Origin of the sequence: Ralstonia condita, assembly GCF_958405655.1 — a bacterium.
GTDB classification, from domain to species: Bacteria; Pseudomonadota; Gammaproteobacteria; order Burkholderiales; family Burkholderiaceae; genus Ralstonia; species Ralstonia condita.
Map to the genome: position 1 here is coordinate 1 of NZ_CATYWO010000009.1, position 21,121 is coordinate 21,121.

The following is a 21,121-nucleotide window of genomic DNA, read 5'->3' on the forward strand; positions in this document are numbered from 1 at the left end:
CCCCCCCCCCCCCCCCCCCCCCCCCCCCCCCCCCCCCCCCCCCCCCCCCCCCCCCCCCCCCCCCCCCCCCCCCCCCCCCCCCCCCCCCACCACGGCGGCCACCAGATAGAGCGCGCCCCAGAGGATCGTGGCGACGGTGGTGGAAGGTCGGTTCAGCGGCACCCGGGGCTTCCCTCGGTGGAAACAAAAAACCGCGCCGGCTTGGGTGCCGTGCGCGGTTGGTGATGCGATCGCAACCGGTTTGGCGGGCGCTTACACGACCGGCAGGGCCAGCACTTCCTGCGCTGCGCGTCGATCGCGCAACGCCGCCATCCAGCGCTCAAGATGGGGCCGGGCAGTGCGGTCCAGCGGCAGGCCGAGCCAGCGATGGGCGGCGCAGCCGCAGGCAATGTCGGCCATGGTAAAGCGCTGGCCTGCCACATAGGGCTGCTTGGCGAGCACGGCGTCAAGGATGGCGCTCATGCGCTCGGCCGCCTGGCGCGAGCGTTCAATGCGTGCGGCGTCGCGCTGGTCTTCTGGCGTGCGCACGAGCTGCATGAACGCATCCACCATCGACGGGCTGTATGACGTGGTCTGCCAATCCATCCAGCGGTCGGCATCGGCGCGCTCGTGCAGTTCGAGCGGGTAGAGGGTGCCCGGGCCATAGCGCGCCGACAGGTAGCGCACGATGGCGTTGGATTCCCACAGCACGAAGCGCGTATCGGCGGAATCGTTCAGACCGTCCTCGATGACGGGGATCATGCCGTTCGGGTTCATCGCCAGGAACTCCGGTGTGTCGACGCCCCCGAAGGCGCCGCCGACGTCGATGCGCTCATGGTCCAGCGACAGCTCGCGCGCGCACCAGACCACTTTCTGTACATTGACCGAAGAGAGTCTTCCCCAGATCCGCAGCATCGACGACAGCTCCTTTCTTGAATGGCTAGATTAACGGTGATGGAATTCAGGCGGCCTTGGGCGTGAGCACGGCGATTTCCGAGCGGATCAGCTCGCCCAGCACGGCAATGCCTTGCTCGATGCGCTCCGGTGGCACCGTCACAAAGGCCAGGCGCAGCGTATTGCGACGCGGCGCATTGGCATAGAACGGCGCGCCCGGCACGAACGCCACATTGCGCGCGACGGCCTTTTCCAGCAGCGCCATCGTGTCGATGCCTTCCGGCACTTCCACCCAGATGAACATGCCGCCTTCCGGGCGGTTCCAGTGCACGCCGGCCGGCATGTGGCGCGTGAGCGAATCGAGCATCGCTTCGCATTGCTTGCCGTAGAGGGTTCGGATGCTCGGGATGTGCGTGTCGAGCAGCCCGGTCTTCAGCACCTCGTACGCCACGCGCTGCGTGAAGCTGGGCGTGTGCAGATCCGATGCCTGCTTGGCCTGTACGAGTTTGAAGTGGATGTGTTCGGGCGCGATGATGTAGCCCAGGCGCATGCCCGGTGCCAGGATCTTCGAGAACGAGCCCATGTAGATCACGCCGTCCGGATTGAGCGAGCGCAGCGACGGCAGGGCGTCGCCGGTGTAGCTGAGTTCGCCGTACGGGTCGTCTTCGACGAGCAGCACGCCGAGTTCCTTCGCGCGGGCCACCAGGGCCTGGCGGCGGTCCAGCGGCAGACGGCGGCCGGTCGGGTTCTGGAAGTTCGGGATCGTGTAGAAGAAGCGTGCGCCGGCAGCCAGTTCCGGCGTGAGCGCGTCGGGCATCAGGCCCTTGTCGTCGGTGGCGATGGACGTATAGGCCGGCTCGAACAGCGAGAACGCCTGCAGCGCGCCCAGGTACGTCGGCGTTTCGACCAGCACCTTGCTTTGCGGGTCGATGAAGATCTTGCCAAGCAGGTCCAGCCCCTGCTGCGAGCCCGTGGTGATCAGCACGCGCGAGGCGGTGGTGCCATGACGCTGGGCAATCCACTCGCGCAGCACCGACAGGCCTTCGGTTGGCGTGTACTGCAGCGAGGCCTGCGGGTTGTCGGCAAACATGCGGGCGCACGCCGCCTGAATCGCTTCGACCGGGAAGGTGACCGGCGCGGGCAGGCCGCCGGCAAACGAAATGACCTCAGGACGTTCGGTGATCTTGAGGATTTCCCGGATCGCCGAGCTGGTCAGTTTCTGAGCACGGCTGGAGAAGGTGCAGGCGGTGTGGTCCATGGTGTGGTCCTAGTGTTGCGGCGCCCACCTCGTGAGCGGGCGCCGTGGGTGGGCAAAGCGATGAGGATAGCAGGCAACGCCCCCGATTTGCAGGGTCCGAGGGGCGGTAAATGCGACGCTTACGCGACTTCAGCGATCAGCTCGATTTCGACGCAGGCGCCCATCGGGATCTGCGCGACGCCGAAGGCGCTACGGGCGTGCTTGCCGGCGTCACCGAACACTTCTGCCAACAGTTCCGAGGCGCCGTTGGTCACCAGGTGCTGCTCGGTAAAGTCCTGCGTCGAGTTGACAAGGCTCATGACCTTGACGATGCGCCTGACACGGTTCAGATCGCCACCCAGATGGGTAGACAGCGTCGCCAGCAGATCGATGGCGATCGCGCGGGCGGCGGCCTTGCCTTCTTCGGTGGTCATGTTGGCGCCCAGCTTGCCGACCCACGGCTTGCCGTCTTTCTTGGCAATGTGGCCGGAGAGGAACACCTGGTTGCCGGTCTGCGCGGCCATGACGTAAGCGGCGGCGGGGGCGCCGGCCGCAGGCAGTTCGATGCCCATTTGCTTGAGCTTGGCCTGGACGTCGTGCGAGGCGGTCATGAAGACTCCTTGATGAGGTACGGTGAACAAAACGGAACAGACGCTGCTATCGGCGTACCGATGTCCGCCGGCCGATGCCGACTACGGCAATCACAGCCAGCGCAAACAGCACGGTCGGCGCGTCGAGCGATTCGCCCAGCAGCAGCCAGCCGCCGATCAGCGTCATGAAAGGCTGCAGCAATTGTATCTGGCCGACCCGCGCCACACCGCCCGCCGCCAGCCCCGAATACCAGAACAGGAAGCCGATGAACATGGAGAAGGCCGACACGTAGGCCAGCCCGAACCACGCGCGGGACGACGCCTGCGCCAGCGCCTCGGCCTGATGTGTGGACGGCAGCCATGCCAGCGCCCCGACCAGCGGCAGCAGCACGGGCAGGGAGACGACCAGCGCCCAGGCAATCGTCTGCGTGCCGCCCAGATCGCGCGCGAGCCTGCCGCCGGTCGCATAGCCGAGGGCGCCGGTCACCATGGCGGCGAACAGTAGCCAATCGGCACGGTGCAGCGTCCCCGCTCCTTGCAGCAACGCAAATGAGACGACGAGCACACTGCCCGCCACTGCGCACAGCCAGAACCCCATGGACGGCCGCTCGCGCCCGAACCACGCGGCAAAGATGGCCGTCGCGAGCGGCAGCAGGCCGGTGATGATGGCGCCGTGGGCGGCCGGCACATCGCGCATCGCCAGCGATGAAAACAGCGGAAAGCCCACCACTACACCCATCGCCGTCACCGCGAGTTGCCACCATTGATTGCCGCGCGGGCGCTTGCCGGCCGAGAACGCGCCCGTGACCGCGAGCAGCACCAGTGCCAGCACGCTTGCCAGCACCGCGCGCGCCAGCGCCACGAAGGTGGCATCCAGTTCGGCCACGGCCATGCGCGTGAACGGCAGCGTCTGGCTGAAGATGGCCACGCCGATGAAGCCGAGCAGCAAGCCGCGGCGTTCAGCGTGGTCTGGCGCGTGGCCCAGGGGCAGTACGGCGGATTTGGTCATGGTCAACGGGTCAATCGGCAAACGCCACGGCCACGCGGCGGTTCTGGCGGCTCTTCTTTTCGATCTTGGTGACGACCATGCGGCCGATCTCGCCGGTGGCGCGTACGTGGGTGCCGCCGCACGGCTGGCGGTCGATGCCTTCGATATGGATGATGCGGATGGCCGATGCACCCGCCGGCGGTGCGGCGCCGATGGTGCGTACCAGCTCGGGCTGCGCGGCCAGCTCTTCAGGCGTGATGAGGTCGACGCGCACGGGCGTGTTGCGGCCGATGAGTTCGTTCAGTTGCGTGGCCAGCGTGTCACGTTCGAGCGTCGATTCCGGCAGGTCGAAATCGATGCGGCCCGAGTCGGGCGAGATGCCGCAGCCCGTGACGGGCACCGGGATCAGCGAGCCCAGCAGGTGCAGGCACGTATGCAGGCGCATCAGGCGGTGTCGGCGCTCCCAGTGGATGGCGGCGCTGACCGGTGTGCCGGGCGCGAGCAGCGTCAGGTCTGCGTGGTCGGCAGGCACATGGAAGACGGTCTGACGATCGGGGCCGTAGACGGTGTCGGCAATCGCAATCGTCTGGCCATCGTGCGCGCCCCGCAGGACGAGCGTGCCGGTGTCGCCGGCCTGGCCGCCGCTGCGGGCGTAGAAGACGGTCTGGTCCAGCTCGATGCCTTCCGGATGCACGGCGACGACGGTGGCGTCGCAAGCGGTGCGGTAGGCATCTTCGTCAAAGCATTTGCGCGTTGGCATGGCGGGGCTCCGGGGCAGTGGACAGGGCTGGGGGGCGGAAATCCGACCTTGATCCTACCGAAGTGTGTCTGTACAGTACCTGTACACTTCAACGTGGCGCTTTCTGTACAGTTTTCCGGCCGCTTTTCACCCGCTTGGTCATGAGTTCTTCGTCCCACATCGTCAGTCTCGACGCCCGGCGCGCTGCCGCCCGGCCAGTAGCGGAGCAATTGCCCGACCCGATTCCGTCGGCGCAGATGACGCTGGTCGACCAGCTGACGGAGTGGGCGCGCATGCGTATTGACGAGCGCGTCTTCCGGGCCGGCATGCGCATGCCGTCGATCCGGCAACTGGCGCAGGAAAAGAGCATCTCGCGGTTCACGGTGGTCGAGGCGTATGAGCGGCTGGTGGCGCAGGGCTATCTGGAATCGCGCCGTGGCTCGGGCTTCTACGTGAAGGAGCGGCATGCCCCGCTGCCCGAGGAACCGCCCGCGCCGCCGGCGACGGCCCGCAAGATCGACGTGGCCTGGCTGCTGCGCAACATGTTCCACTCCGCCGAGCCACGCAAGGCGCCGGGCATCGGCTTTCTGCCCAACGGCTGGCTGGACGGTGAACTGATCACGAACGCGCTGCGCACGCTGGGCCGCCAGAATGCCAACCAGTTCCTGGCCTGGGGTTCACCGCAGGGCTTTCTGCCGCTGCGACAGCAGTTGCAGACGCGGCTGGCGGAGCTGGAAATCGGGGCACGGCCGGACCAGATTGTCATGACCTCGGGCATCACGTCGTCGCTGGATCTCATTGCGCGCCAGTACGTGCAGCCCGGCGATACCGTGCTGGTGGGCGATCCTGCGTGGTTCCTGATGTTCGGCCGCTTTGCCGCGCAGGGCGCGCAGGTGATCGGGGTGCCTTACACCACCGAGGGGCCGGACCTTGCCGCGCTGGAAGGGCTGGTGCAGGTGCGGCGGCCCAAGCTGCTGGTCATCAATTCGATCCTGCACAACCCGACGGGCACGTCGCTGTCGGCGGCCAAGGCGTTCCAGCTGCTGCGGCTGGCAGAGCAGTACGGTTTCCTGATCGTCGAGGACGATATCTACGGCGATCTCGCGCCGCCTGGGCACCCTGGCACGCGGCTGGCGAGCCTGGACCAACTGCGTCGCGTGATCTACCTGAGCAGCTTTTCCAAGACGCTGGCGGCCAACCTGCGCGTGGGCTTCATCGCCTGTCATCCGGAGCTGGCCAAGAATCTCACCGACGGCAAACTCCTGGCGGGCCTTGCCACGCCTGAGATCAACGAGCGAGTGCTGTACAAGATCCTCACCGAAGGGCAATACCGCAAGCATGTCGAGCGCGTCCGCGCGCGCCTCGACCGCGCGCGCGACGGCGTGCAGCGCAGCCTCGAGCGCATGGGCCTGAAGCTGTTCGCCCAGCAGGGCGCAGGCATGTTCCTGTGGGCTGATACCGGGCAGGACACCAACGCCATCGCCCGGGCCGGGCACGAGCAGGGCTATGTGTTTGCGCCCGGCAGCCTGTTCTCGCCGTCGCAGATGCCGTCCACCTGGATGCGCTTCAACATCGCCACCAGCACCGATCCGGAGATGCTCCGCTTCCTGGCGAAGCAGCTCGAAAAGGCCTGACGTGGTTTAGGCGCGCCGTTGCTTCAGCCAATTCCAAGTAGTCAGCGCCAAAAATGTGGCTGAACCGATTAAGGTGAGGGAAGCCAGCCAACCAAACAAAAGACTGGCTTCAGCGATGTCTTCTGGCGTTTTGGCGCCGGAAACCGTCACTATCCATCGCCCCACAGAGTCGGGTAGCGGTGGGAAGTTATCGGGACGGTAATACCACGTATAGCCGAGGATCAATGAGGCGCCGAAGAGCCAAGCTGCTAGCAGAGATCTCTTGATGTACGTTTTCATTTGACGAGAACCTTGCCATAAGCCTGCAAGGTTTTCCCATCCGCAGCGCGCAGAGACAGGATGGCACTACTCTTCAGCGTGGCCCGTATACGAGCGAAATTGTGAGGTTCGGCAATCGTAATGCAGCCTTGGCTGATTCCGGCGCCGGTTTTGGGGTGCAGGCGGAAGTTGCCACGCAGTACTTGGTTGCAGTATGTCTGGTCGTCCATTCGACCGTCGATGGCATACAACGCGAACCAATCGGCGTGACCTCGGACCTGGTCCCATAGCCAGCCGAGCCGCCCGCCGGATTGACGGTCAATGATGTAATACGAGCCCGTCGGGATCGGACCGAGATTTGGCAGACACATCGATGCGCGTTTGTTGATATAGGCGCCGTAGCCTGAGAACGCCGGAAAACTGGCAGTCCCGACTTTGAAGGTGCTCATCGGTTGATCGTTCAGTTCAAAGCTGCACTCGAACATGGAATCGCTCCAGCGGATTGAAAGCGTCGATTCCAACAGTGCTCTGTCATACCGCACAATCAGCCGATTCTGATCGCCCCCCTTACGCGGGGCTTGAAAACTCAACCCTACACCCTATCTAGCCTCACAAATTCATGCGGGCGCACGCGCTAGGTGTAGCCCGCTTCTCTTCCCACTTTCCAGACTTTTTATGCACACCATGAGCGCACCGCACGAGAAGATGGCTTTCCAGGCAGAAGTGAAGCAGCTTCTGCATCTGATGATCCACTCGCTGTACAGCAACAAGGAAATCTTCCTGCGGGAGCTGGTTTCCAATGCGTCGGATGCGGTGGACAAGCTGCGCTTTGAGGGCATCGCCAATCCGTCGCTGCTGGAGGGCGGCGGCGAGCTTGGCATCCGCATCGGCTTTGATGCCGCCGCGCGCACCATCACGATTGCCGACAACGGTATCGGCATGAGCCGCGATGAAGCCATCCGCAACCTCGGCACCATCGCCCGCTCGGGCACGCGCGAGTTCTTCAGCCAACTGTCGGGCGACCAGCAGAAGGATGCCGCGCTGATCGGTCAGTTTGGCGTGGGCTTCTACTCGGCGTTTATCGTGGCCGACCGCGTGACGGTGGAATCGCGCCGCGCCGGCGTGGCCGCCAATGAAGGCGTGCGCTGGGAAAGCACGGGCGACGGCGAATTCACGGTCGACACCATCGAACGCGCCGAGCGCGGCACCACCATCACGCTGCACCTGCGCGAGGGTGAGGACGATTTCCTCTCTGCCTGGCGCGTCAAGTCGGTCGTGCAGAAGTACTCGGACCATATCTCCCTGCCGATCCAGATGCGCAACGAAGCGTGGGACGAAGAGAAGAAAGCGATGGTCGCCCAGGACGAATGGGAAACCATCAACCAGGGCAGCGCGCTGTGGGCCCGCCCGCGCGCAGACGTGACGGACGATCAGTACATCGCGTTCTACCAGCACATCGCCCACGAAAATGGCAAGCCGCTCGCCTGGACGCACAACCGCGTGGAAGGCCGCAGCGAGTACACGCAACTGCTGTACCTCCCGACCAACGCGCCGTTCGACCTGTGGGACCGCGAGCGCCGCAGCGGCCTGAAGCTTTACGTCAAGCGCGTCTTCATCATGGACGATGCCGAACAATTGCTGCCGGGCTACCTGCGCTTCGTGAAGGGCGTGATCGATTCGGCAGACCTGCCGCTGAACGTCTCGCGCGAAATCCTGCAGGAAAGCCGCGACGTGAAGGCCATCCGCGAGGGCTCGACCAAGCGCGTCCTGGGCATGCTCGAATCGATGGCCGAGTCGGATGACGCGGCCGAGAAGGAGAAGTACGCCACGTTCTGGCAGCACTTCGGCCAGGTGCTCAAGGAAGGCATCGGCGAAGACCACGCCAACAAGGATCGCATTGCCAAGCTGCTGCGCTTTGCTTCCACACACAACGAAGACAGCGCCCAGACCGTCTCGCTGGCGGATTACATCGGCCGCATGAAGGAAGGCCAGGACAAGATCTACTACGTGACCGCGGAAAACTGGACGGCCGCCAAGTCGAGCCCGCATCTGGAAATCTTCCGCAAGAAGGGCGTGGAAGTGCTGCTGCTGACCGACCGCGTGGACGAGTGGATGCTGTCGTTCCTGCATGAGTTCGAAGAGAAGGAACTGGTGTCGGTGGCGCGCGGCGATCTCGACCTGGGCGCCTTGGAAGACGAAGCCGAGAAGGCCGAGCACGCCAAGGTGGAAGGCGAATTCAAGCCGCTGGTCGAGCGCGCCAAGGCGGTGCTGGGCGACAAGGCCAAGGACGTGCGCATCACGCATCGCCTGACCGATTCGCCATCGTGCCTGGTGGCCGATGAAGGCGACATCAGCGGTACGCTGGCCCGTCTGCTGAAGCAGGCCGGCCAACAGGCGCCCGACAGCAAGCCGGTACTGGAGCTGAACCCGACGCATCCGCTCGTGCGCAAGCTCGCGCTGCTGGAAACCGTGACCGGCAACGAGGCGGATCGTGCGGCGTTTGAAGACCGCCTGCATGTGCTGTTCGACCAGGCGCTGCTGGCCGAGGGCGGGTCACTCGCCGATCCGGCCGCCTACGTGCAGCGCGTGAACCGTCTGCTGGCCTGATCGCTGCCCGGCTGCCGCCAGTGACGCTCAAGCGATGCTTTCCGCCCGTGGTCGATGCACATACACGTGTGCTGATCCTGGGCAGCCTTCCGGGCGAGGCGTCGCTTGCGCAAGCGCAGTACTACGCCTACCCGCACAACCAGTTCTGGCGGCTGGCCGGTGAGGTCATCGCTGAAGACCTGCCTGGCATGGCGTATCCGGAGCGTCTGCGGGCGCTGCTCGCCCATCGCATTGGCTTGTGGGATGTGGTGGCCGAGGCTCGCCGCGAGGGCAGCCTCGACAGCAAGATTCGCGACCACGCCGGCAACGACCTGGCCAGCCTGATCCACACGCTCCCCGAGCTGGCGGCGATTGCCTTCAACGGCAAGACCGCCGCGCGCATCGGCATGAAGGCACTGGGCGAGATGGGCGATCGGCATGCCGTGGTCCATCTGCCCTCCAGTAGCCCGGCCTATACCGTCGCGTATCCGCAGAAGCGCGAAGCGTGGCTGGCATTGCGTCCTTGGCTGTCGCCGCGCTAGCGGGACGGCATCTGCCAGCGGTTCTGCGGTACCGGGGCCGGCCCCTGCCTGTGCCCCGCAGCTGATCTGCCCGGATCACGTGAGCCGACAACGTGGCGGATCAACTGATCCATCTCGTGGATGATGTCTGCCAGAACCGTGGTGATCACCGAAAACTCCTTCCCGTATGGGCCGGCACGCGCCGCTGAGACGCGTGCATTCATGGCGACGATGTTGGCTTGCATGGAAATGCGGCCGAGATGTTCGGCGATTTCGGTCTGGCCTTTGCGAATTGCGATTTCGCACACGTGCATTTCGTCCTGGTAAGCCTGCGTGATGGTCTGCAGCAGTTCGAGGATGGGCGTGGCCTGCGCTACGAGGGCGTCGACGGACGCGGCTCGGCGCGCCGCGCTGGCGGTCTCGACGTCCATGGTGGCTTTGGCCAAGGCGATGAACTCGCGGATGCGCGCATCGCCGCGTGCGCTGCCGAAGTACAGTTGCTGCAGGGCATTGGAGAATGCGCCAGGCAAGCGTCCGCTGCCCTTCACCAGGTCCGTGTGCGCAGACTCGAACGCCGCGAGGCAGTTGCGCGCGATCGCGTGCGCGCCAGAGTCACCCTGCGCGGCCAGCAGCATCTGCAGCACGATCTGCTGCGAGAGCATGCGTTGCCGCCCCGAAAGGTTGATCAGCTCGCCAATCGTCTCGACGGACACGTCGGCGGGAGGGGTCGGGGAAGAGGAAGCGCTCATGTCATGCCTTGCAGGTCGTATCAACGAGGGAAGGGTGAAGCCGCGTCGCCCAAGAAAAAAGCGCCCCGAAGCGAAACGCGCAAGCCGGTCGTCCGGATTGCTGCTGCCTCGCCTCGGAGCGCCGTTGCCCCGGATGCCCCTTTCGGAGCATGTCTTCGCGATGTGCCACTGTGGCCGAAGTGAAATGGGGCCGCCGTTGGCCCGTGCCTGACCATGCAATAGCCATGCCACGCGCGTTCATTGCGCCGGGTCCTGTCGGCGCGATCTGGCTGCACCATTCCCGTGCCCCTTGCCTCATGGCGAGGCGCGACTCCGCGCAGCGATGAGCAGTGTTCGGGCCGCCGCCCTACACTGTGCGCTGCGCAAGAGCGCACCGCCCGGCGACCGGGAACCCTCAACCGATATCCAGGGGATCACGACCCATGACCACACCTTCGATGTACGCGTTTTTTGTCCCGAGCGTGAACCGCATGCTCGGCAACCTGACGGCGCTGCTCGACAAGGCCGCCGCCCACGCCGAGGCGCGGAAGTTCGACCCGGCCAACCTCCTGAACGCCCGCCTGGCGCCCGATATGCATCCGTTCACGCGGCAGGTTCAGATCGCCTGTGACCAAGCCAAGTTCGGTGCCGCCCGCCTGACGGGTAGCGAACCCCCGCCGCATCCCGATGTCGAGACGACCATCCCCGAGTTGAAGGCACGCATTGCCAAGACGCTGGAGTACGTCAACAGCTTTGGGCCGGACGCGTTTGCCGGCAGCGAAGACCGCGAGATCACGTTGAAGACGCCATCGCGCGAACTGCACTTTTCCGGCATTGATTATCTGCGCAGCTTTCTGCTGCCGAATTTCTACTTTCACGTGACGACGGCGTACGCCCTGTTGCGCCACAACGGCGTGGAGATCGGCAAGCTGGATTATCTTGGCCGCGCTTGAGCGTGTTCCCCGTCCTGGGAGCACGAGGCGGACGCTTTGAAGGGCGGCAGCGCCGTACTTGATACCCGGCCTGCGGCGGCCTGGCGCGAAAACCGTTGGGTCTCGGGCGCATCTGTCACAATCGCGCCCGTGGCCGGCGCTGGGGCGCCGGCGTTTCATTACCGGGCCCTTACATGCCGTTTCTTGGAATCGGATTTCACGTCATCGTTGCGTTGTTCTTTGCCGTGCACGTGGTGCGCAGCAACCAGAACATGTATTGGCTGCTCATCCTGTTCGCGTTTCCGCTGTTGGGCAGCGTGGTCTATTTCTTCGCCATCTACCTGCCGGAGATGCGCCACTCCCGCGGTGCCCGCGTGGCGAGTCGCGCTGTGACGCAACTCATCGATCCCAACCGCGCCGTGCGCGAAGCCCGCAACGATTTCGATCGCGCGCCGACCGTCCAGCACCGCTTGCGCCTCGGCGAGGCCCTGCTGGAAGCCGGCGATGCCAAGGAGGCGCGCCTGCATTTCGAGCAGGCTGCCACCGGGCCGTTTGCTGGCGACCAGGCAGTGCTGCTGGGGCTCGCCCGTGCCCAGTTCGCCACCGGCGATGCGGGGCTTGCCAAGGACACGCTCGACCGGCTGTTTGAAGCGCACCGCGTGACACGCCAGCAGCCTGACCCGACGCTGCTCTACGCCCGCGCGCTGGCCGCCATCCACGCGCCCAACACGCGTGAAGCGTTCGAGCAGGCGCTGACCTGCGCCAATGACGCCGCCGCCCGCTGCCTGTTTGGTGAATGGCTGCTGGCGCAGAACAACGAGGCCGACAAGCAGCGCGCCCAGGCGTTGTTTGACGATATCCTGCGCGACGCCAAGCACTGGACGCGCTATGCCAAAGACCACAATCGCGAATGGCTGCAGCGCGCACAGGCTGCCCAGTCTTCTTCCCGTTGATCCGCTTTATGACCCTGCTCAAACGCAAATCCATCGAGGCCGTGGCCTCACGCCGCCCCGCGCGCGCCAAGCGCGAAGATCGCCTGGATCGTGACGACCAGCCGAAGCGCATGACTCCGCGCTTTGCGCCCGTCACTTTCTCCGAACTGGCGGGCGTGCGCTACCTGCACTTCGGCACCGAGTGGGTGCAAGGGGCCATGCGCCTGTCCAAACCCGACGCGATCGAGCTGGAATACGCGCAGCAGATGATGGCGTGGCTGCTGTTTCTCGACCCGGCGGCACGTGCGGATTTCCATATCGTTCAACTCGGGCTCGGTGCCGCGGCGCTCACCAAGTTCTGCCATCGCCAGTTTGCCCCCGCACGGGTGACGGCGGTCGAGCTGAACCCCTCGGTCATCGTCGCGGCGCACAGCATGTTCAACATGCCATTCAACGATGCCCGCCTTACCGTGCTCGAACAGGACGCCTATGACTGGGTGACGGACGCCGCTCACCATGGCACGGTCGATGCCTTGCAGATCGACCTGTACGATGCCACCGCGCGCGGGCCCGTGCTCGATACGCCGGCGTTCTACAAGGCTTGCCGACAGGTCCTGCGCTCGCCGGGTGTGATGACGATCAACCTGTTTGGCGACCACACCAGCTTCCCGCGCAATATCGAGCGCATTTGCGACGCGTTCGACAACCGCGTGCTCGTCTTCCCCGAAGTGCACGATGGCAACGTGATCGCGCTGGCGTTCAACGGGCCGCCGCTGTATGTGAGCTGGGACGCCGTGCAGGCGCGTGCCGCTGCGCTGCAGGCCTCGCTCAAGCTGCCGACCAAAGGCTGGGCAGAAGGACTGCGCAGTGCCAATGCCGGCCAGGAAGACGCGCTGTCCATCTGATCTTTGCATGCCTCAATGCAAAACGCCCCGGCATTGCGGGGCGTTTGCTTTTTGTGCAGAGGCGCGCTCAGGCGGCGTCGCCCATGCCGGGCATCTGGTCGATGAAGCCGATCACCGCGTGCATGCGGGCATCTTCAATGCGCACAAAGTCGGTGCCCTTGACCAGCGCCTGGCCCTCGGGGCCGAGCGTCCAGCGGAAGCGGATCGTGTCCTGCACAACATCCACGCCGCCGTCGCGCGCAAAGCGGAAACCGGGGAACTTGGCCTGCACGCCGGCAATGAGGGCATCGATGCCATCATGTCCGGCGCCTTGCATGAGCGGATCGACATACGTGGCGCCTTCTGTCCAGGTCTGCGCGACGAGCGTGCGGCGCCGGGTGGCGTCCGTCGCGTTCCACGCGGCGATGTAGCGGTCGACCAGCGTATCGGCAAGGGTTTCGTTGGCAGCGAGCCGGGAGGCAGTCATGGCGTTTCTCCGTTCGAAGAGGGGTAGCGAAATCGGGAAGCTCTGCGGCACGGTGATGCGCTTCCGTGCGGCAAGGCTTCATCTTCGGTGTCGGCGTGGATGGTGTCGATTACGCGGCAGGTAATCACCACTTCCATGCCCGGAGAAACGAGAGGCGGGATCGTTATTTGGACAAGAGCCGCATTGCCGATTCCAACCCGGCGATGGTCACCGGATACATCCGCGTCTTCACGATCTGGTTGATGACCGAGATCGACTGCCGGTATTGCCACAGCCCCTCCGGTTCAGGATTGAGCCAGACGAACTTCGGGAATTGCTCGATCAGCCGCTGGAGCCAGACTGCCCCGGCTTCGGCGTTGTTGTATTCGACCGAGCCACCGGCCTGCAGGATCTCGTACGGGCTCATGGTCGCGTCACCCACGAAGATGAGCTTGTAGTCGGGCGGGTACTTGCGGATGACATCCCAGGTGGAGAAGCGCTCGGCGTGGCGGCGCCGGTTGTTCTTCCACAGCCATTCGTACACGCAGTTGTGGAAGTAGTAATACTCGAGGTGCTTGAACTCGGTCTTGGCGGCGGAAAAGAGTTCTTCCACGCGTTTGATGTGGTCGTCCATCGAGCCGCCCACGTCCATCAGCATCAGCACCTTGACGTTGTTGTGCCGCTCGGGGCGCATCTTGATGTCGAGCAGGCCGGCGTTGGCGGCGGTGGAGTGGATCGTGTCGTCCAGGTCCAGCTCGATATCGGCCCCGTCACGCGCGAACTTGCGCAGGCGGCGCAGCGCCACCTTGATGTTGCGCGTGCCGAGTTCGACGGTGTCGTCGTAGTCCTTGTAGGCACGTGCTTCCCACACCTTGACTGCTGTGCGGTTGCCCTTCGATGGCCCGCCGATGCGAATCCCTTCCGGGTTATAGCCGCCGTGCCCGAACGGCGATGTCCCGCCCGTACCGATCCACTTGCTGCCGCCTTCATGCCGCTCGTGTTGTTCGTTGAGTAGTTCCTTCAGGCGCTCCATCAGCTTGTCGAGGCCGCCCATGGCTTCGATCTTGGCCTTCTCTTCCGCTGAAAGCTCGCGCTCCAGCTTTTTGATGAGCCAATCCAGCGGGATGTCCGCGCGCCAGTCGACCGCGCCCTCTACACCCTTGAAGTAGGCGCCGAACGCCTGATCGAACTTGTCGAAGTGCTTCTCGTCCTTCACCAGCGTCATGCGCGCCAGGAAGTAGAACTCGTCGAGCGACGGCGCGATGACTTGTTGCTTGAGCCCTTCGAGCAGCGTCAGGTATTCCTTGACCGAGACCGGCACCTTGGCGTGCCGCAGCGTGAAGAAGAAATCGATGAGCATGGTGGTCCTCCGGCGCTCAGGCGCGCGGTTGCTCGAGCTTGTATTGCAGATGGCGTTTCACGGTCAGCCATTCCGATTCGATGATCGAAAACACGACCGTGTCGCGGAAGCTGCCATCCGGCATGCGTTGGTGATTGCGCAACACGCCGTCCTGCTTGGCGCCGAGCCGGGCGATGGCCGCACGGCTCTGGTGGTTCATCCAGTGCGTGCGGAATTCGACCGCAATGCAGCGCAGTGTTTCGAACGCGTGCGTGAGCAGCAACAGCTTGCTTTCCGTGTTGACAGCCGTGCGCTGGACGGATTTTGCGTACCACGTATGGCCAATTTCCAGCCGGCGGTTGGCCTCGTCCACGTTGAAAAAGCGCGTTGCTCCGACCACCTTGCCGGGCTGCCCATCGTGCATCTCGCGAACGACGAAGGGCATGGCGCCCAGCCGCTCCCGCATGTCCAGTGCGACGGCCAACCAGTCACCAGTCTTGTCGGGCGAGGGCACGGACGTGTACCAGAGCTTCCACAGCTCGCCGTCGGCGGCCGCGGCGCGCACGTCATCCAGATGCTCTGGCCCGAGCGGTTCCAGCCAGGCGTGCTGGCCGGACAGCGTGACGGGCTCGATCAGGCGCGGCATGGTGTGGGCTTGCTCAGCGATTGGCGCGGTTCATGAACACCAGGCGCTCGAACAGGTGCACGTCCTGTTCGTTCTTGAGCAGTGCCCCGTGCAGCGGCGGAATCGCGGCGCTCTTGTCCTGGCTGCGCAGCGATTCCGGCGGAATGTCTTCGGCCAGCAGCAGCTTGAGCCAGTCGATCAGCTCAGATGTCGACGGCTTTTTCTTCAGCCCCGGCAGGTTGCGCATCTCGTAGAACGCATCGAGCGCAGCCTTGACCAGCGCGGGCTTGATGCCCGGGTAGTGCACGTCGACGATGGCCTGCATTGTCTCGGCATCCGGGAACTTGATGTAGTGGAAGAAGCAGCGGCGCAGAAAGGCGTCAGGCAATTCCTTCTCGTTGTTCGAGGTGATGATCACCAGCGGGCGGTGCTTGGCGCGGATGGTTTCGCGCGTTTCGTACACGTAGAACTCCATGCGATCCAGCTCGCGCAGCAGGTCGTTCGGGAATTCGATGTCGGCCTTGTCGATCTCGTCGATCAGCAGCACGACAGGCTTATCCGCCTCGAAGGCCTGCCACAGCACGCCCTTGACGATGTAATTGCGGATGTCGTGGACCCGGTTGCTACTTTCCTTGTCGCCCAGTTGCGAGTCGCGCAGACGGGAGACCGCGTCATATTCGTACAGGCCCTGCTGCGCCTTGGTGGTCGATTTCACGTGCCACTGCAGTAGCGGCATGCCCAGTGCGGCAGCCACTTCCTCGGCCAGCATGGTCTTGCCGGTGCCCGGCTCGCCCTTGATGAGCAGCGGGCGCTGGAGCGTCATGGACGCATTGACGGCGAGCTTGAGATCGTCGGTGGCGACGTACTGGTCAGAGCCTTCAAAGCGCGAGCGCTGGTCGGATGTGGCAGGCGAGGTGGTGGTCTTCATCGTGCAAGCCTACTGGGCGGTAAAAGAATCGGAAACGGCCAGTATAAGAGAGTTTGACCGTTTGCCGCCGAGCGTTCCCCGGTACGCCGTTCCTCCCTGTCAAGTCACGGGAGCCCTAACTGGACTGGCAAAAAACCGGTGCGGTACAATGCGCCGGTTTGACGCATCTCAAACGACCGTCTTATGGCACCTTGCCAGCAGCCGGTGGAAGGCGCCCAGAGAGACAGCCGGCGGACAGTGAAGCGGGCAGGGCGAGCAGGATTCTGAAACTCCACGCTTAAGAACGAGATGAAAAAGATCCTCACCATGGTGGCCGCGTTTGGCGCTTTCGGCGCGCTGGCCGCGTCAGCCGCCGCAGCCGACGTTCAGGGCAACGCGGCTGCGGCCGAGAACAAGGTTGCCATGTGCATCGGCTGCCATGCCATTCCCGACTACAAGACGTCGTTCCCCGAGGTGTACCGCGTGCCCTATCTGGGCGGCCAAAACGCCAAGTACATCGAAAGCGCACTGCATGCATACCAGAAGGGTGATCGCAAGCACCCGACCATGCGCGCCATCGCCGGTTCGCTGAACGATCAGGACATCGCCAACCTGGCGGCGTACTACTCGCAGCAGACCGCTGCCACTCCCAACAATCCCCAGAAGTGACGAGGACGAACATGAAGAAGATCTCGCTCGCAATCTCGTCTGGCCTGGGCGTGCTGATTCTCGGTGCCGCAGTGTCGGTGCAGGCTGCCGATCTCGAAAAGGGCAAGCAACTCGTCGAGAAGGGTGGCTGCGTGGCGTGCCACGGTGTCGGTCTGAATGCCCCCATCTCGCCGGACTATCCGAAGCTCGCCGGCCAGCACGGCGACTACATCTATCACGCGCTGCTTGCCTACCAGACCAGCAACAACCCGTTGGTCGGCCGTAGCAACGCCATCATGGCGGGGCAGGTCAACGGTAGCCCGGCCACCATCGGCGCCGATGGCAAGCCGCGTCCGTTCACGCAGGCGGAGCTGATGGACATTGCTGCGTACATCGAATCGCTGCCGGGCTCGCTGGTGCTCAAGAAGTAACCGGCGGTCTGCGGGCCTGCAGGCTAAGAAATACCGCTCTTCGGAGCGGTTTTTTGTTGGCGTCGGATTCAGCGGGCAGTGGCGCGCTTGCGCACGCATTCAATATAGGCCTCGCCGTCGGGCGGCAGGCCGGTGCGTTGCGACGTCCACAGCATCTGGCCGAGGCACTCCATCACCTGATGCTGAGCCTCGTGCGGTGAATCGAGCCGCCGGGCGAGCGCTTCATACGCGGCGCGGATGCCGCGAGGCTGGTCCACCGACACCTGCTCGCTGATCGACAGGTGCATCGAGAGATGCAGGAACGGATTGCTCTGCCCGCTTTCAGGCGTGTAGTCGCGGACGAGGGCCTCTTCGCCAGCTTCCAGGGTGTCGTGGTATTCGGGATGCTGCTGCATCCAGTCGACCGCCATGGCTTCGAGCGGCGTGAGGATGTCTGCCTGACGGTGCTTGCGCCAGGCGCCGCAAAAGAACTGGCGGACTTCGTCGCGGGAGGGATTGAACATGATCCCGCGATTGTACCGGCCTACCCGATGGTTCGCTGGCCTGCGCAAGCGATGCCGACGCTACAATGACGCCCCATCCCGCAGACGGCGGCCGAACAAGAACGCCGCACATCATGAGACAAGCCGCCGATCCCTCCCTCGCTGCGCGCGCTGCCGACAAGCTGCTCGGCGTGCTGTTGATCGCCATCTCAGCCGCGTCATTCGGCGCGATGGCGATCTTCACGCACTACGCCTATGCAAGCGGCGCCAATGTGGTCGGCCTGTTGACGGTGCGCTTCGTGATCGCGGCCGCGGCGCTGATGGTGGTGATGCGTGTTCGCCGCATCGGCATACCGCCTTGGTCGCGCGTGGCGGGGCTGGCGGCCATGGGCGGCATCGGCTATGCCGGGCAGTCGTTCGCGTTTTTTACTGCGTTGAACTACGCGCCGGCCAGCCTGGTGGCGCTGCTGCTGTATCTGTATCCGATGTTCGTGACGGTGCTGGCGGCGATTTTCCTGCGCGAGCAGTTGACCACCACGGCGATCATCGCGCTGGTGCTGTGCTCGGTCGGGGCGGGGCTGACGGTGGGTGGAGCAGGCCTGTCGGGTGGCAGCCTCCTCGGCATTGGGCTGGGTGTGGCCTCCGCGGTCATTTACTCGATCTACATCACGGTCGGTGCACGGGTCACGCGCGGGCTGGATCCACTGGCGTGTACGACCGTCATCTGTACTGCGGCGGCCGTCGTGTATACGGGGATGGCGTTGCTCGGCGCGCCGGCGCATCTGCCCGGCACGTTTGGTGGCTGGGTAGCGGCACTGGCAATCGCCGGCTTGTCGACGGTGGTGGCAATCCTGACGTTCTTCGCCGGCTTGCAGAAGTTGGGGGCCGCGCAGGCTTCGATGCTGTCGACGCTGGAGCCGGTGGTGACGGTGCTCCTGGCGGCATTGCTGCTCGGCGAGTCGATCGCGCCCATGCAGATGACCGGCGGCGCGCTGATCCTGGCGGGCGTGCTGTGGCTCACGCGTGCGGACGCGAAGCCTGCCGGTCACGGCGTGGATGACATGGCCTGAAGCCGAATCCTCGCTCCAACAAAAAACCGCCCAGCGTGAACTGGGCGGTTTTGCTTTCTGCCTTGAGGCGATTACTTCTTCTGCCCCGCCGGAAGGCGTTGCAGGCTCTGCACCCGCATCAGGGCCGGACGATCAGCCATCACGCCATCGTAGAACGAAGCCAGGTCACCCTTGAGCGCGGTGCGTGACGCATCGTTCAGATAGATCATGTGGCCCGACGGGTAATTCCTGATCGTCAGGTTCTTCGCCTTGATCGTCGGGTCGAGCGGCATTTGCGCCAGCGTCAGCTCGGTCTGGTGGAACGGCGTGACCGCGTCGAAGTAACCGCTGGCCTGCAGCACTTTCAGGTCGGGGTTCAGGCTCATCGTCGAGGCGAGGTCGCCGGCGGTGTACAGCGTGTTGCCGCCGCCCTTGTTGGCGCCCGTCGGGTCGATGTGGCTGAAGTCCCAGTTGTTGAACACGGCGTCGTTCAGGTCCACGAACGACGAGGTCGACGTGTACTTGAGCTGGGTGTTCAGGTAGCTGTTCCACAGCACCGTATACGCGCCGCCGATGTTCGAGATCGACGGATCGTTGCTGCCCGAGTTCGGCAGGATGAACGGCGCGATGCCCTGGCCCGTGTAGTTGGCGCGGCCGTCATACTGGCCGATCTGGATGCCTGGGTTCAGCGTCAGGAAGAACGTGTACGGCGGATTGTTGTTCTGCGACGGCACGTTGCCCAGCGCCGCCGGATTGCCAAACGTCTGGATCAGAGAGACCGGATCGGTGCCGATGTACGAGCCCATCGTCTGTGCCGTCGCCAGATTCAGGTTCAGGCGCACGTTGACGAAGCCGCCGTCCGCGGCGCTTGGCGCTTGTGCCAGCGGTGCGAGCGTGTTGTCGGCGTAGTTGCGGGCCTGGACCATGTAGCTGTCGAGGTCGGTCGGCGCAGGGTTGAGCGTCGTCTTCTTCCAGTAGAAGGCGTCTGCCGCCAGGGTCGGGAAGGTGCCCACGGCCGAGAGCGCATTCGCATAGTCGAGGATCGACGATTGCAGCGTGATCCCGTTCAGCTCGATGCCGTCTTCGTGGAGCAGCCACGAGAGCACCGCGCTGCGGGCTGTGCCATACGACTCGCCGTACAGGAACTTGGGCGAGTTCCAGCGCGAGTTCTTCGTCAGGTAGCGCTGGATGAAGCGGTCGATGGAGCGCGCGTCCTGGTCGGTGCCCCAGAAGTCCTTGTTCTTGGCCGGTGCAATGGCGGCCGAATAGCCGGTGCCCACCGGGTTGATGAACACGAGATCGGAGCGGTCGAGCAGGCTGTCCGGGTTGTCGGGCAGTTTGTACGGCGCCGGCGGCGTGAAGTTGGGGAACGACGACTGCAGGCGCTTAGGCCCGAACGAGCCCAGCAGCAGGAACACCGACGACGAGCCCGGCCCGCCGTTATAGAAGAACGTCACCGGACGCGGCTTTGTCGGATCGGGATTGTCCTGCGTGTACGCCACGTAGAACATCGTCGCGTTCGATTGCGACGTAACCGGGTCGATGGTTGTCAGGTGGCCGGCGGTGGCCGTGTAGGCGATGCTCTTGCCACCGATCGTCACCGTGTGGTGCGTGATGGCCGCGCTTTCGCCCGGATCGGCGGCCAGAGCGTCGTTGGGCCCGGTGCCGTAGACGTTCGGATCGACGTAAGGTTGGTCGGGCGGCACGGCGGCCGTCACCGGTTGCGTGGTTGCGTTGCCGGCGTTGGTGGCAACGCCGCTGGGGTTGTTGGCCGCGGCGGACGAGTCGCCGCCGCCGCAACCCACCAGCAGCACGGCGGACAGCGCTGCGGCCGCAAACGATACACCAAGGGTCCGGGACAATCCTGCAAAATCACTGGTCGATAACCTGGATTTTTTCATCGCGATAATGGCCTTCTTCAGGGTGACGAACGCCATCACTTAAAACGAATGGTTTTAAGTGGGCTCCATATTCGATTTGCGTTTTGTAATTTCGGTGCGACGCGAACCAAATATTATGATTTCCCGCCGTGTCAGCGGAAGCTAATTCAACTGGTTTTTATTTGGTAAAAGAAGCCCCTGAAATCCGATTGGATTTCAAAAAGAAACGACGTTGGGTTCAGGCCCGTAGGGTGTTTGCGCAAAGTCTGGCAAGGGCTGTGCGAAAACGTGGGGATGATTGCAGTCGCGCGCCTGGTTTAAAACAAGGCGCGAATCCGATACGTCCAACCCTGCGGGTAATACAATGACGAACAAAAAAGTAGTTCGTAAGC

The 21,121-nt window shown here is 64.2% G+C and carries 23 protein-coding genes; 9 read left to right on the forward strand and 14 right to left on the reverse strand.

Features of this window, described 5'->3' with window-relative positions; genetic code table 11:
• Positions 1–252: 252 nt before the first annotated feature.
• The 5 genes from R2N03_RS19395 to R2N03_RS19415 all read right to left on the reverse strand — a co-directional run bounded on the left by R2N03_RS19395 (position 253) and on the right by R2N03_RS19415 (position 4,448).
• Positions 253–894 carry a glutathione S-transferase family protein gene (locus tag R2N03_RS19395; protein ID WP_316659486.1) on the reverse strand — a complete coding sequence of 214 codons (642 nt, stop codon included), beginning with the start codon at positions 892–894 and terminating at the stop codon, positions 253–255.
• A 46-nt stretch (positions 895–940) separates the two neighbouring features.
• Complete coding sequence (locus R2N03_RS19400; RefSeq protein WP_316659487.1) at positions 941–2,131, reverse strand: aminotransferase-like domain-containing protein; 1,191 nt, start codon at positions 2,129–2,131, stop codon at positions 941–943.
• Positions 2,132–2,250: 119 nt separating this feature from the next.
• On the reverse strand, positions 2,251–2,721 hold the full coding sequence (locus R2N03_RS19405; RefSeq protein WP_316659488.1) for a RidA family protein: 471 nt from the start codon (positions 2,719–2,721) through the stop codon (positions 2,251–2,253).
• 46 nt (positions 2,722–2,767) lie between these two features.
• Complete coding sequence (locus tag R2N03_RS19410) at positions 2,768–3,709, reverse strand: DMT family transporter (protein WP_316659489.1); 942 nt, start codon at positions 3,707–3,709, stop codon at positions 2,768–2,770.
• A gap of 10 nt (positions 3,710–3,719) precedes the next feature.
• Positions 3,720–4,448, reverse strand: a complete 729-nt coding sequence (locus R2N03_RS19415) for an alanyl-tRNA editing protein (protein WP_316659491.1) — start codon at positions 4,446–4,448, stop codon at positions 3,720–3,722.
• A gap of 140 nt (positions 4,449–4,588) precedes the next feature.
• Between R2N03_RS19415 and R2N03_RS19420 the strand changes: the two genes are divergently transcribed.
• The gene (locus R2N03_RS19420) at positions 4,589–6,061 is read left to right on the forward strand and encodes an aminotransferase-like domain-containing protein (RefSeq protein ID WP_316659492.1); all 1,473 of its coding nucleotides are present in this window, start codon (positions 4,589–4,591) and stop codon (positions 6,059–6,061) included.
• A 6-nt stretch (positions 6,062–6,067) separates the two neighbouring features.
• Here R2N03_RS19420 and R2N03_RS19425 read toward each other — a convergent pair whose 3' ends face one another.
• Together R2N03_RS19425 and R2N03_RS19430 are read right to left on the reverse strand one after the other, a co-directional pair.
• Positions 6,068–6,340: a hypothetical protein gene (locus tag R2N03_RS19425; protein WP_316659493.1), complete on the reverse strand. Its 273-nt coding sequence runs from the start codon at positions 6,338–6,340 to the stop codon at positions 6,068–6,070.
• A complete protein-coding gene (locus R2N03_RS19430) occupies positions 6,337–6,804 on the reverse strand; it encodes a DUF2778 domain-containing protein (protein ID WP_316659494.1) in 468 nt (155 codons plus the stop codon). The genes R2N03_RS19425 and R2N03_RS19430 overlap by 4 nt, the downstream gene beginning before the upstream one ends.
• Positions 6,805–7,003: 199 nt before the next feature.
• On the opposite strand from R2N03_RS19430, the gene htpG reads away from it, so the two are divergent.
• Positions 7,004–8,926 (forward strand): molecular chaperone HtpG, encoded by a 1,923-nt coding sequence (gene htpG, locus R2N03_RS19435; RefSeq protein ID WP_316659495.1) that lies wholly within the window; start codon positions 7,004–7,006, stop codon positions 8,924–8,926.
• A 20-nt stretch (positions 8,927–8,946) separates the two neighbouring features.
• Positions 8,947–9,447, forward strand: coding sequence for a DNA-deoxyinosine glycosylase (locus tag R2N03_RS19440; protein WP_316659496.1), 501 nt, complete (start codon positions 8,947–8,949; stop codon positions 9,445–9,447).
• On the opposite strand, the gene R2N03_RS19445 is transcribed toward R2N03_RS19440, so the two are convergent.
• Positions 9,444–10,175 (reverse strand): type IV pili methyl-accepting chemotaxis transducer N-terminal domain-containing protein, encoded by a 732-nt coding sequence (locus R2N03_RS19445; RefSeq protein ID WP_316659497.1) that lies wholly within the window; start codon positions 10,173–10,175, stop codon positions 9,444–9,446. The two genes, R2N03_RS19440 and R2N03_RS19445, sit on opposite strands and share 4 nt — an antisense overlap.
• Before the next feature lie 422 nt (positions 10,176–10,597).
• Here R2N03_RS19445 and R2N03_RS19450 point away from each other — a divergent pair, with 422 nt between their 5' ends.
• The 3 genes from R2N03_RS19450 (at position 10,598) to R2N03_RS19460 (ending at position 12,923) form a co-directional block, all read left to right on the forward strand.
• Complete coding sequence (locus R2N03_RS19450; protein ID WP_316659499.1) at positions 10,598–11,107, forward strand: DUF1993 domain-containing protein; 510 nt, start codon at positions 10,598–10,600, stop codon at positions 11,105–11,107.
• Positions 11,108–11,280: 173 nt separating this feature from the next.
• Positions 11,281–12,039: a tetratricopeptide repeat protein gene (locus R2N03_RS19455; protein ID WP_316659500.1), complete on the forward strand. Its 759-nt coding sequence runs from the start codon at positions 11,281–11,283 to the stop codon at positions 12,037–12,039.
• A gap of 8 nt (positions 12,040–12,047) precedes the next feature.
• Positions 12,048–12,923 carry a class I SAM-dependent methyltransferase gene (locus R2N03_RS19460; protein WP_316659502.1) on the forward strand — a complete coding sequence of 292 codons (876 nt, stop codon included), beginning with the start codon at positions 12,048–12,050 and terminating at the stop codon, positions 12,921–12,923.
• Positions 12,924–12,990: 67 nt separating this feature from the next.
• On the opposite strand, the gene R2N03_RS19465 is transcribed toward R2N03_RS19460, so the two are convergent.
• The 4 genes from R2N03_RS19465 to R2N03_RS19480 all read right to left on the reverse strand — a co-directional run bounded on the left by R2N03_RS19465 (position 12,991) and on the right by R2N03_RS19480 (position 16,260).
• Complete coding sequence (locus R2N03_RS19465) at positions 12,991–13,389, reverse strand: nuclear transport factor 2 family protein (RefSeq protein ID WP_316659503.1); 399 nt, start codon at positions 13,387–13,389, stop codon at positions 12,991–12,993.
• Between the two features lie 163 nt (positions 13,390–13,552).
• Positions 13,553–14,728, reverse strand: coding sequence for a vWA domain-containing protein (locus R2N03_RS19470; RefSeq protein ID WP_316659504.1), 1,176 nt, complete (start codon positions 14,726–14,728; stop codon positions 13,553–13,555).
• A 16-nt stretch (positions 14,729–14,744) separates the two neighbouring features.
• On the reverse strand, positions 14,745–15,353 hold the full coding sequence (locus tag R2N03_RS19475) for a GNAT family N-acetyltransferase (protein ID WP_316659505.1): 609 nt from the start codon (positions 15,351–15,353) through the stop codon (positions 14,745–14,747).
• Between the two features lie 13 nt (positions 15,354–15,366).
• Entirely contained in the window at positions 15,367–16,260 is an 894-nt protein-coding gene (locus R2N03_RS19480) for an AAA family ATPase (RefSeq protein WP_316659506.1), read from the reverse strand.
• Between the two features lie 288 nt (positions 16,261–16,548).
• On the opposite strand from R2N03_RS19480, the gene R2N03_RS19485 reads away from it, so the two are divergent.
• Together R2N03_RS19485 and R2N03_RS19490 are read left to right on the forward strand one after the other, a co-directional pair.
• Entirely contained in the window at positions 16,549–16,908 is a 360-nt protein-coding gene (locus R2N03_RS19485) for a c-type cytochrome (RefSeq protein ID WP_316659507.1), read from the forward strand.
• 11 nt (positions 16,909–16,919) lie between these two features.
• The gene (locus tag R2N03_RS19490) at positions 16,920–17,318 is read left to right on the forward strand and encodes a c-type cytochrome (protein ID WP_316659508.1); all 399 of its coding nucleotides are present in this window, start codon (positions 16,920–16,922) and stop codon (positions 17,316–17,318) included.
• A gap of 68 nt (positions 17,319–17,386) precedes the next feature.
• On the opposite strand, the gene R2N03_RS19495 is transcribed toward R2N03_RS19490, so the two are convergent.
• Positions 17,387–17,821, reverse strand: coding sequence for a DUF1841 family protein (locus tag R2N03_RS19495; RefSeq protein ID WP_316659509.1), 435 nt, complete (start codon positions 17,819–17,821; stop codon positions 17,387–17,389).
• A 113-nt stretch (positions 17,822–17,934) separates the two neighbouring features.
• Here R2N03_RS19495 and R2N03_RS19500 point away from each other — a divergent pair, with 113 nt between their 5' ends.
• A complete protein-coding gene (locus R2N03_RS19500) occupies positions 17,935–18,870 on the forward strand; it encodes a DMT family transporter (RefSeq protein ID WP_316659511.1) in 936 nt (311 codons plus the stop codon).
• Between the two features lie 71 nt (positions 18,871–18,941).
• On the opposite strand, the gene R2N03_RS19505 is transcribed toward R2N03_RS19500, so the two are convergent.
• Positions 18,942–20,750, reverse strand: coding sequence for a S10 family peptidase (locus R2N03_RS19505; RefSeq protein ID WP_316659600.1), 1,809 nt, complete (start codon positions 20,748–20,750; stop codon positions 18,942–18,944).
• Between the last annotated feature and the right edge of the window lie 371 nt (positions 20,751–21,121).

Coding starts and splice junctions, on each gene's coding strand:
- R2N03_RS19395 (WP_316659486.1), bottom strand. CDS start 894: ATGCTGCGGATCTGGGGAAGACTCTCTTCGGTCAATGTACAGAAAGTG.
- R2N03_RS19400 (WP_316659487.1), bottom strand. CDS start 2,131: ATGGACCACACCGCCTGCACCTTCTCCAGCCGTGCTCAGAAACTGACC.
- R2N03_RS19405 (WP_316659488.1), bottom strand. CDS start 2,721: ATGACCGCCTCGCACGACGTCCAGGCCAAGCTCAAGCAAATGGGCATC.
- R2N03_RS19410 (WP_316659489.1), bottom strand. CDS start 3,709: ATGACCAAATCCGCCGTACTGCCCCTGGGCCACGCGCCAGACCACGCT.
- R2N03_RS19415 (WP_316659491.1), bottom strand. CDS start 4,448: ATGCCAACGCGCAAATGCTTTGACGAAGATGCCTACCGCACCGCTTGC.
- R2N03_RS19420 (WP_316659492.1), top strand. CDS start 4,589: ATGAGTTCTTCGTCCCACATCGTCAGTCTCGACGCCCGGCGCGCTGCC.
- R2N03_RS19425 (WP_316659493.1), bottom strand. CDS start 6,340: ATGAAAACGTACATCAAGAGATCTCTGCTAGCAGCTTGGCTCTTCGGC.
- R2N03_RS19430 (WP_316659494.1), bottom strand. CDS start 6,804: ATGTTCGAGTGCAGCTTTGAACTGAACGATCAACCGATGAGCACCTTC.
- htpG (WP_316659495.1), top strand. CDS start 7,004: ATGAGCGCACCGCACGAGAAGATGGCTTTCCAGGCAGAAGTGAAGCAG.
- R2N03_RS19445 (WP_316659497.1), bottom strand. CDS start 10,175: ATGAGCGCTTCCTCTTCCCCGACCCCTCCCGCCGACGTGTCCGTCGAG.
- R2N03_RS19450 (WP_316659499.1), top strand. CDS start 10,598: ATGACCACACCTTCGATGTACGCGTTTTTTGTCCCGAGCGTGAACCGC.
- R2N03_RS19455 (WP_316659500.1), top strand. CDS start 11,281: ATGCCGTTTCTTGGAATCGGATTTCACGTCATCGTTGCGTTGTTCTTT.
- R2N03_RS19460 (WP_316659502.1), top strand. CDS start 12,048: ATGACCCTGCTCAAACGCAAATCCATCGAGGCCGTGGCCTCACGCCGC.
- R2N03_RS19465 (WP_316659503.1), bottom strand. CDS start 13,389: ATGACTGCCTCCCGGCTCGCTGCCAACGAAACCCTTGCCGATACGCTG.
- R2N03_RS19470 (WP_316659504.1), bottom strand. CDS start 14,728: ATGCTCATCGATTTCTTCTTCACGCTGCGGCACGCCAAGGTGCCGGTC.
- R2N03_RS19475 (WP_316659505.1), bottom strand. CDS start 15,353: ATGCCGCGCCTGATCGAGCCCGTCACGCTGTCCGGCCAGCACGCCTGG.
- R2N03_RS19480 (WP_316659506.1), bottom strand. CDS start 16,260: ATGAAGACCACCACCTCGCCTGCCACATCCGACCAGCGCTCGCGCTTT.
- R2N03_RS19485 (WP_316659507.1), top strand. CDS start 16,549: ATGAAAAAGATCCTCACCATGGTGGCCGCGTTTGGCGCTTTCGGCGCG.
- R2N03_RS19490 (WP_316659508.1), top strand. CDS start 16,920: ATGAAGAAGATCTCGCTCGCAATCTCGTCTGGCCTGGGCGTGCTGATT.
- R2N03_RS19495 (WP_316659509.1), bottom strand. CDS start 17,821: ATGTTCAATCCCTCCCGCGACGAAGTCCGCCAGTTCTTTTGCGGCGCC.
- R2N03_RS19500 (WP_316659511.1), top strand. CDS start 17,935: ATGAGACAAGCCGCCGATCCCTCCCTCGCTGCGCGCGCTGCCGACAAG.
- R2N03_RS19505 (WP_316659600.1), bottom strand. CDS start 20,750: ATGAAAAAATCCAGGTTATCGACCAGTGATTTTGCAGGATTGTCCCGG.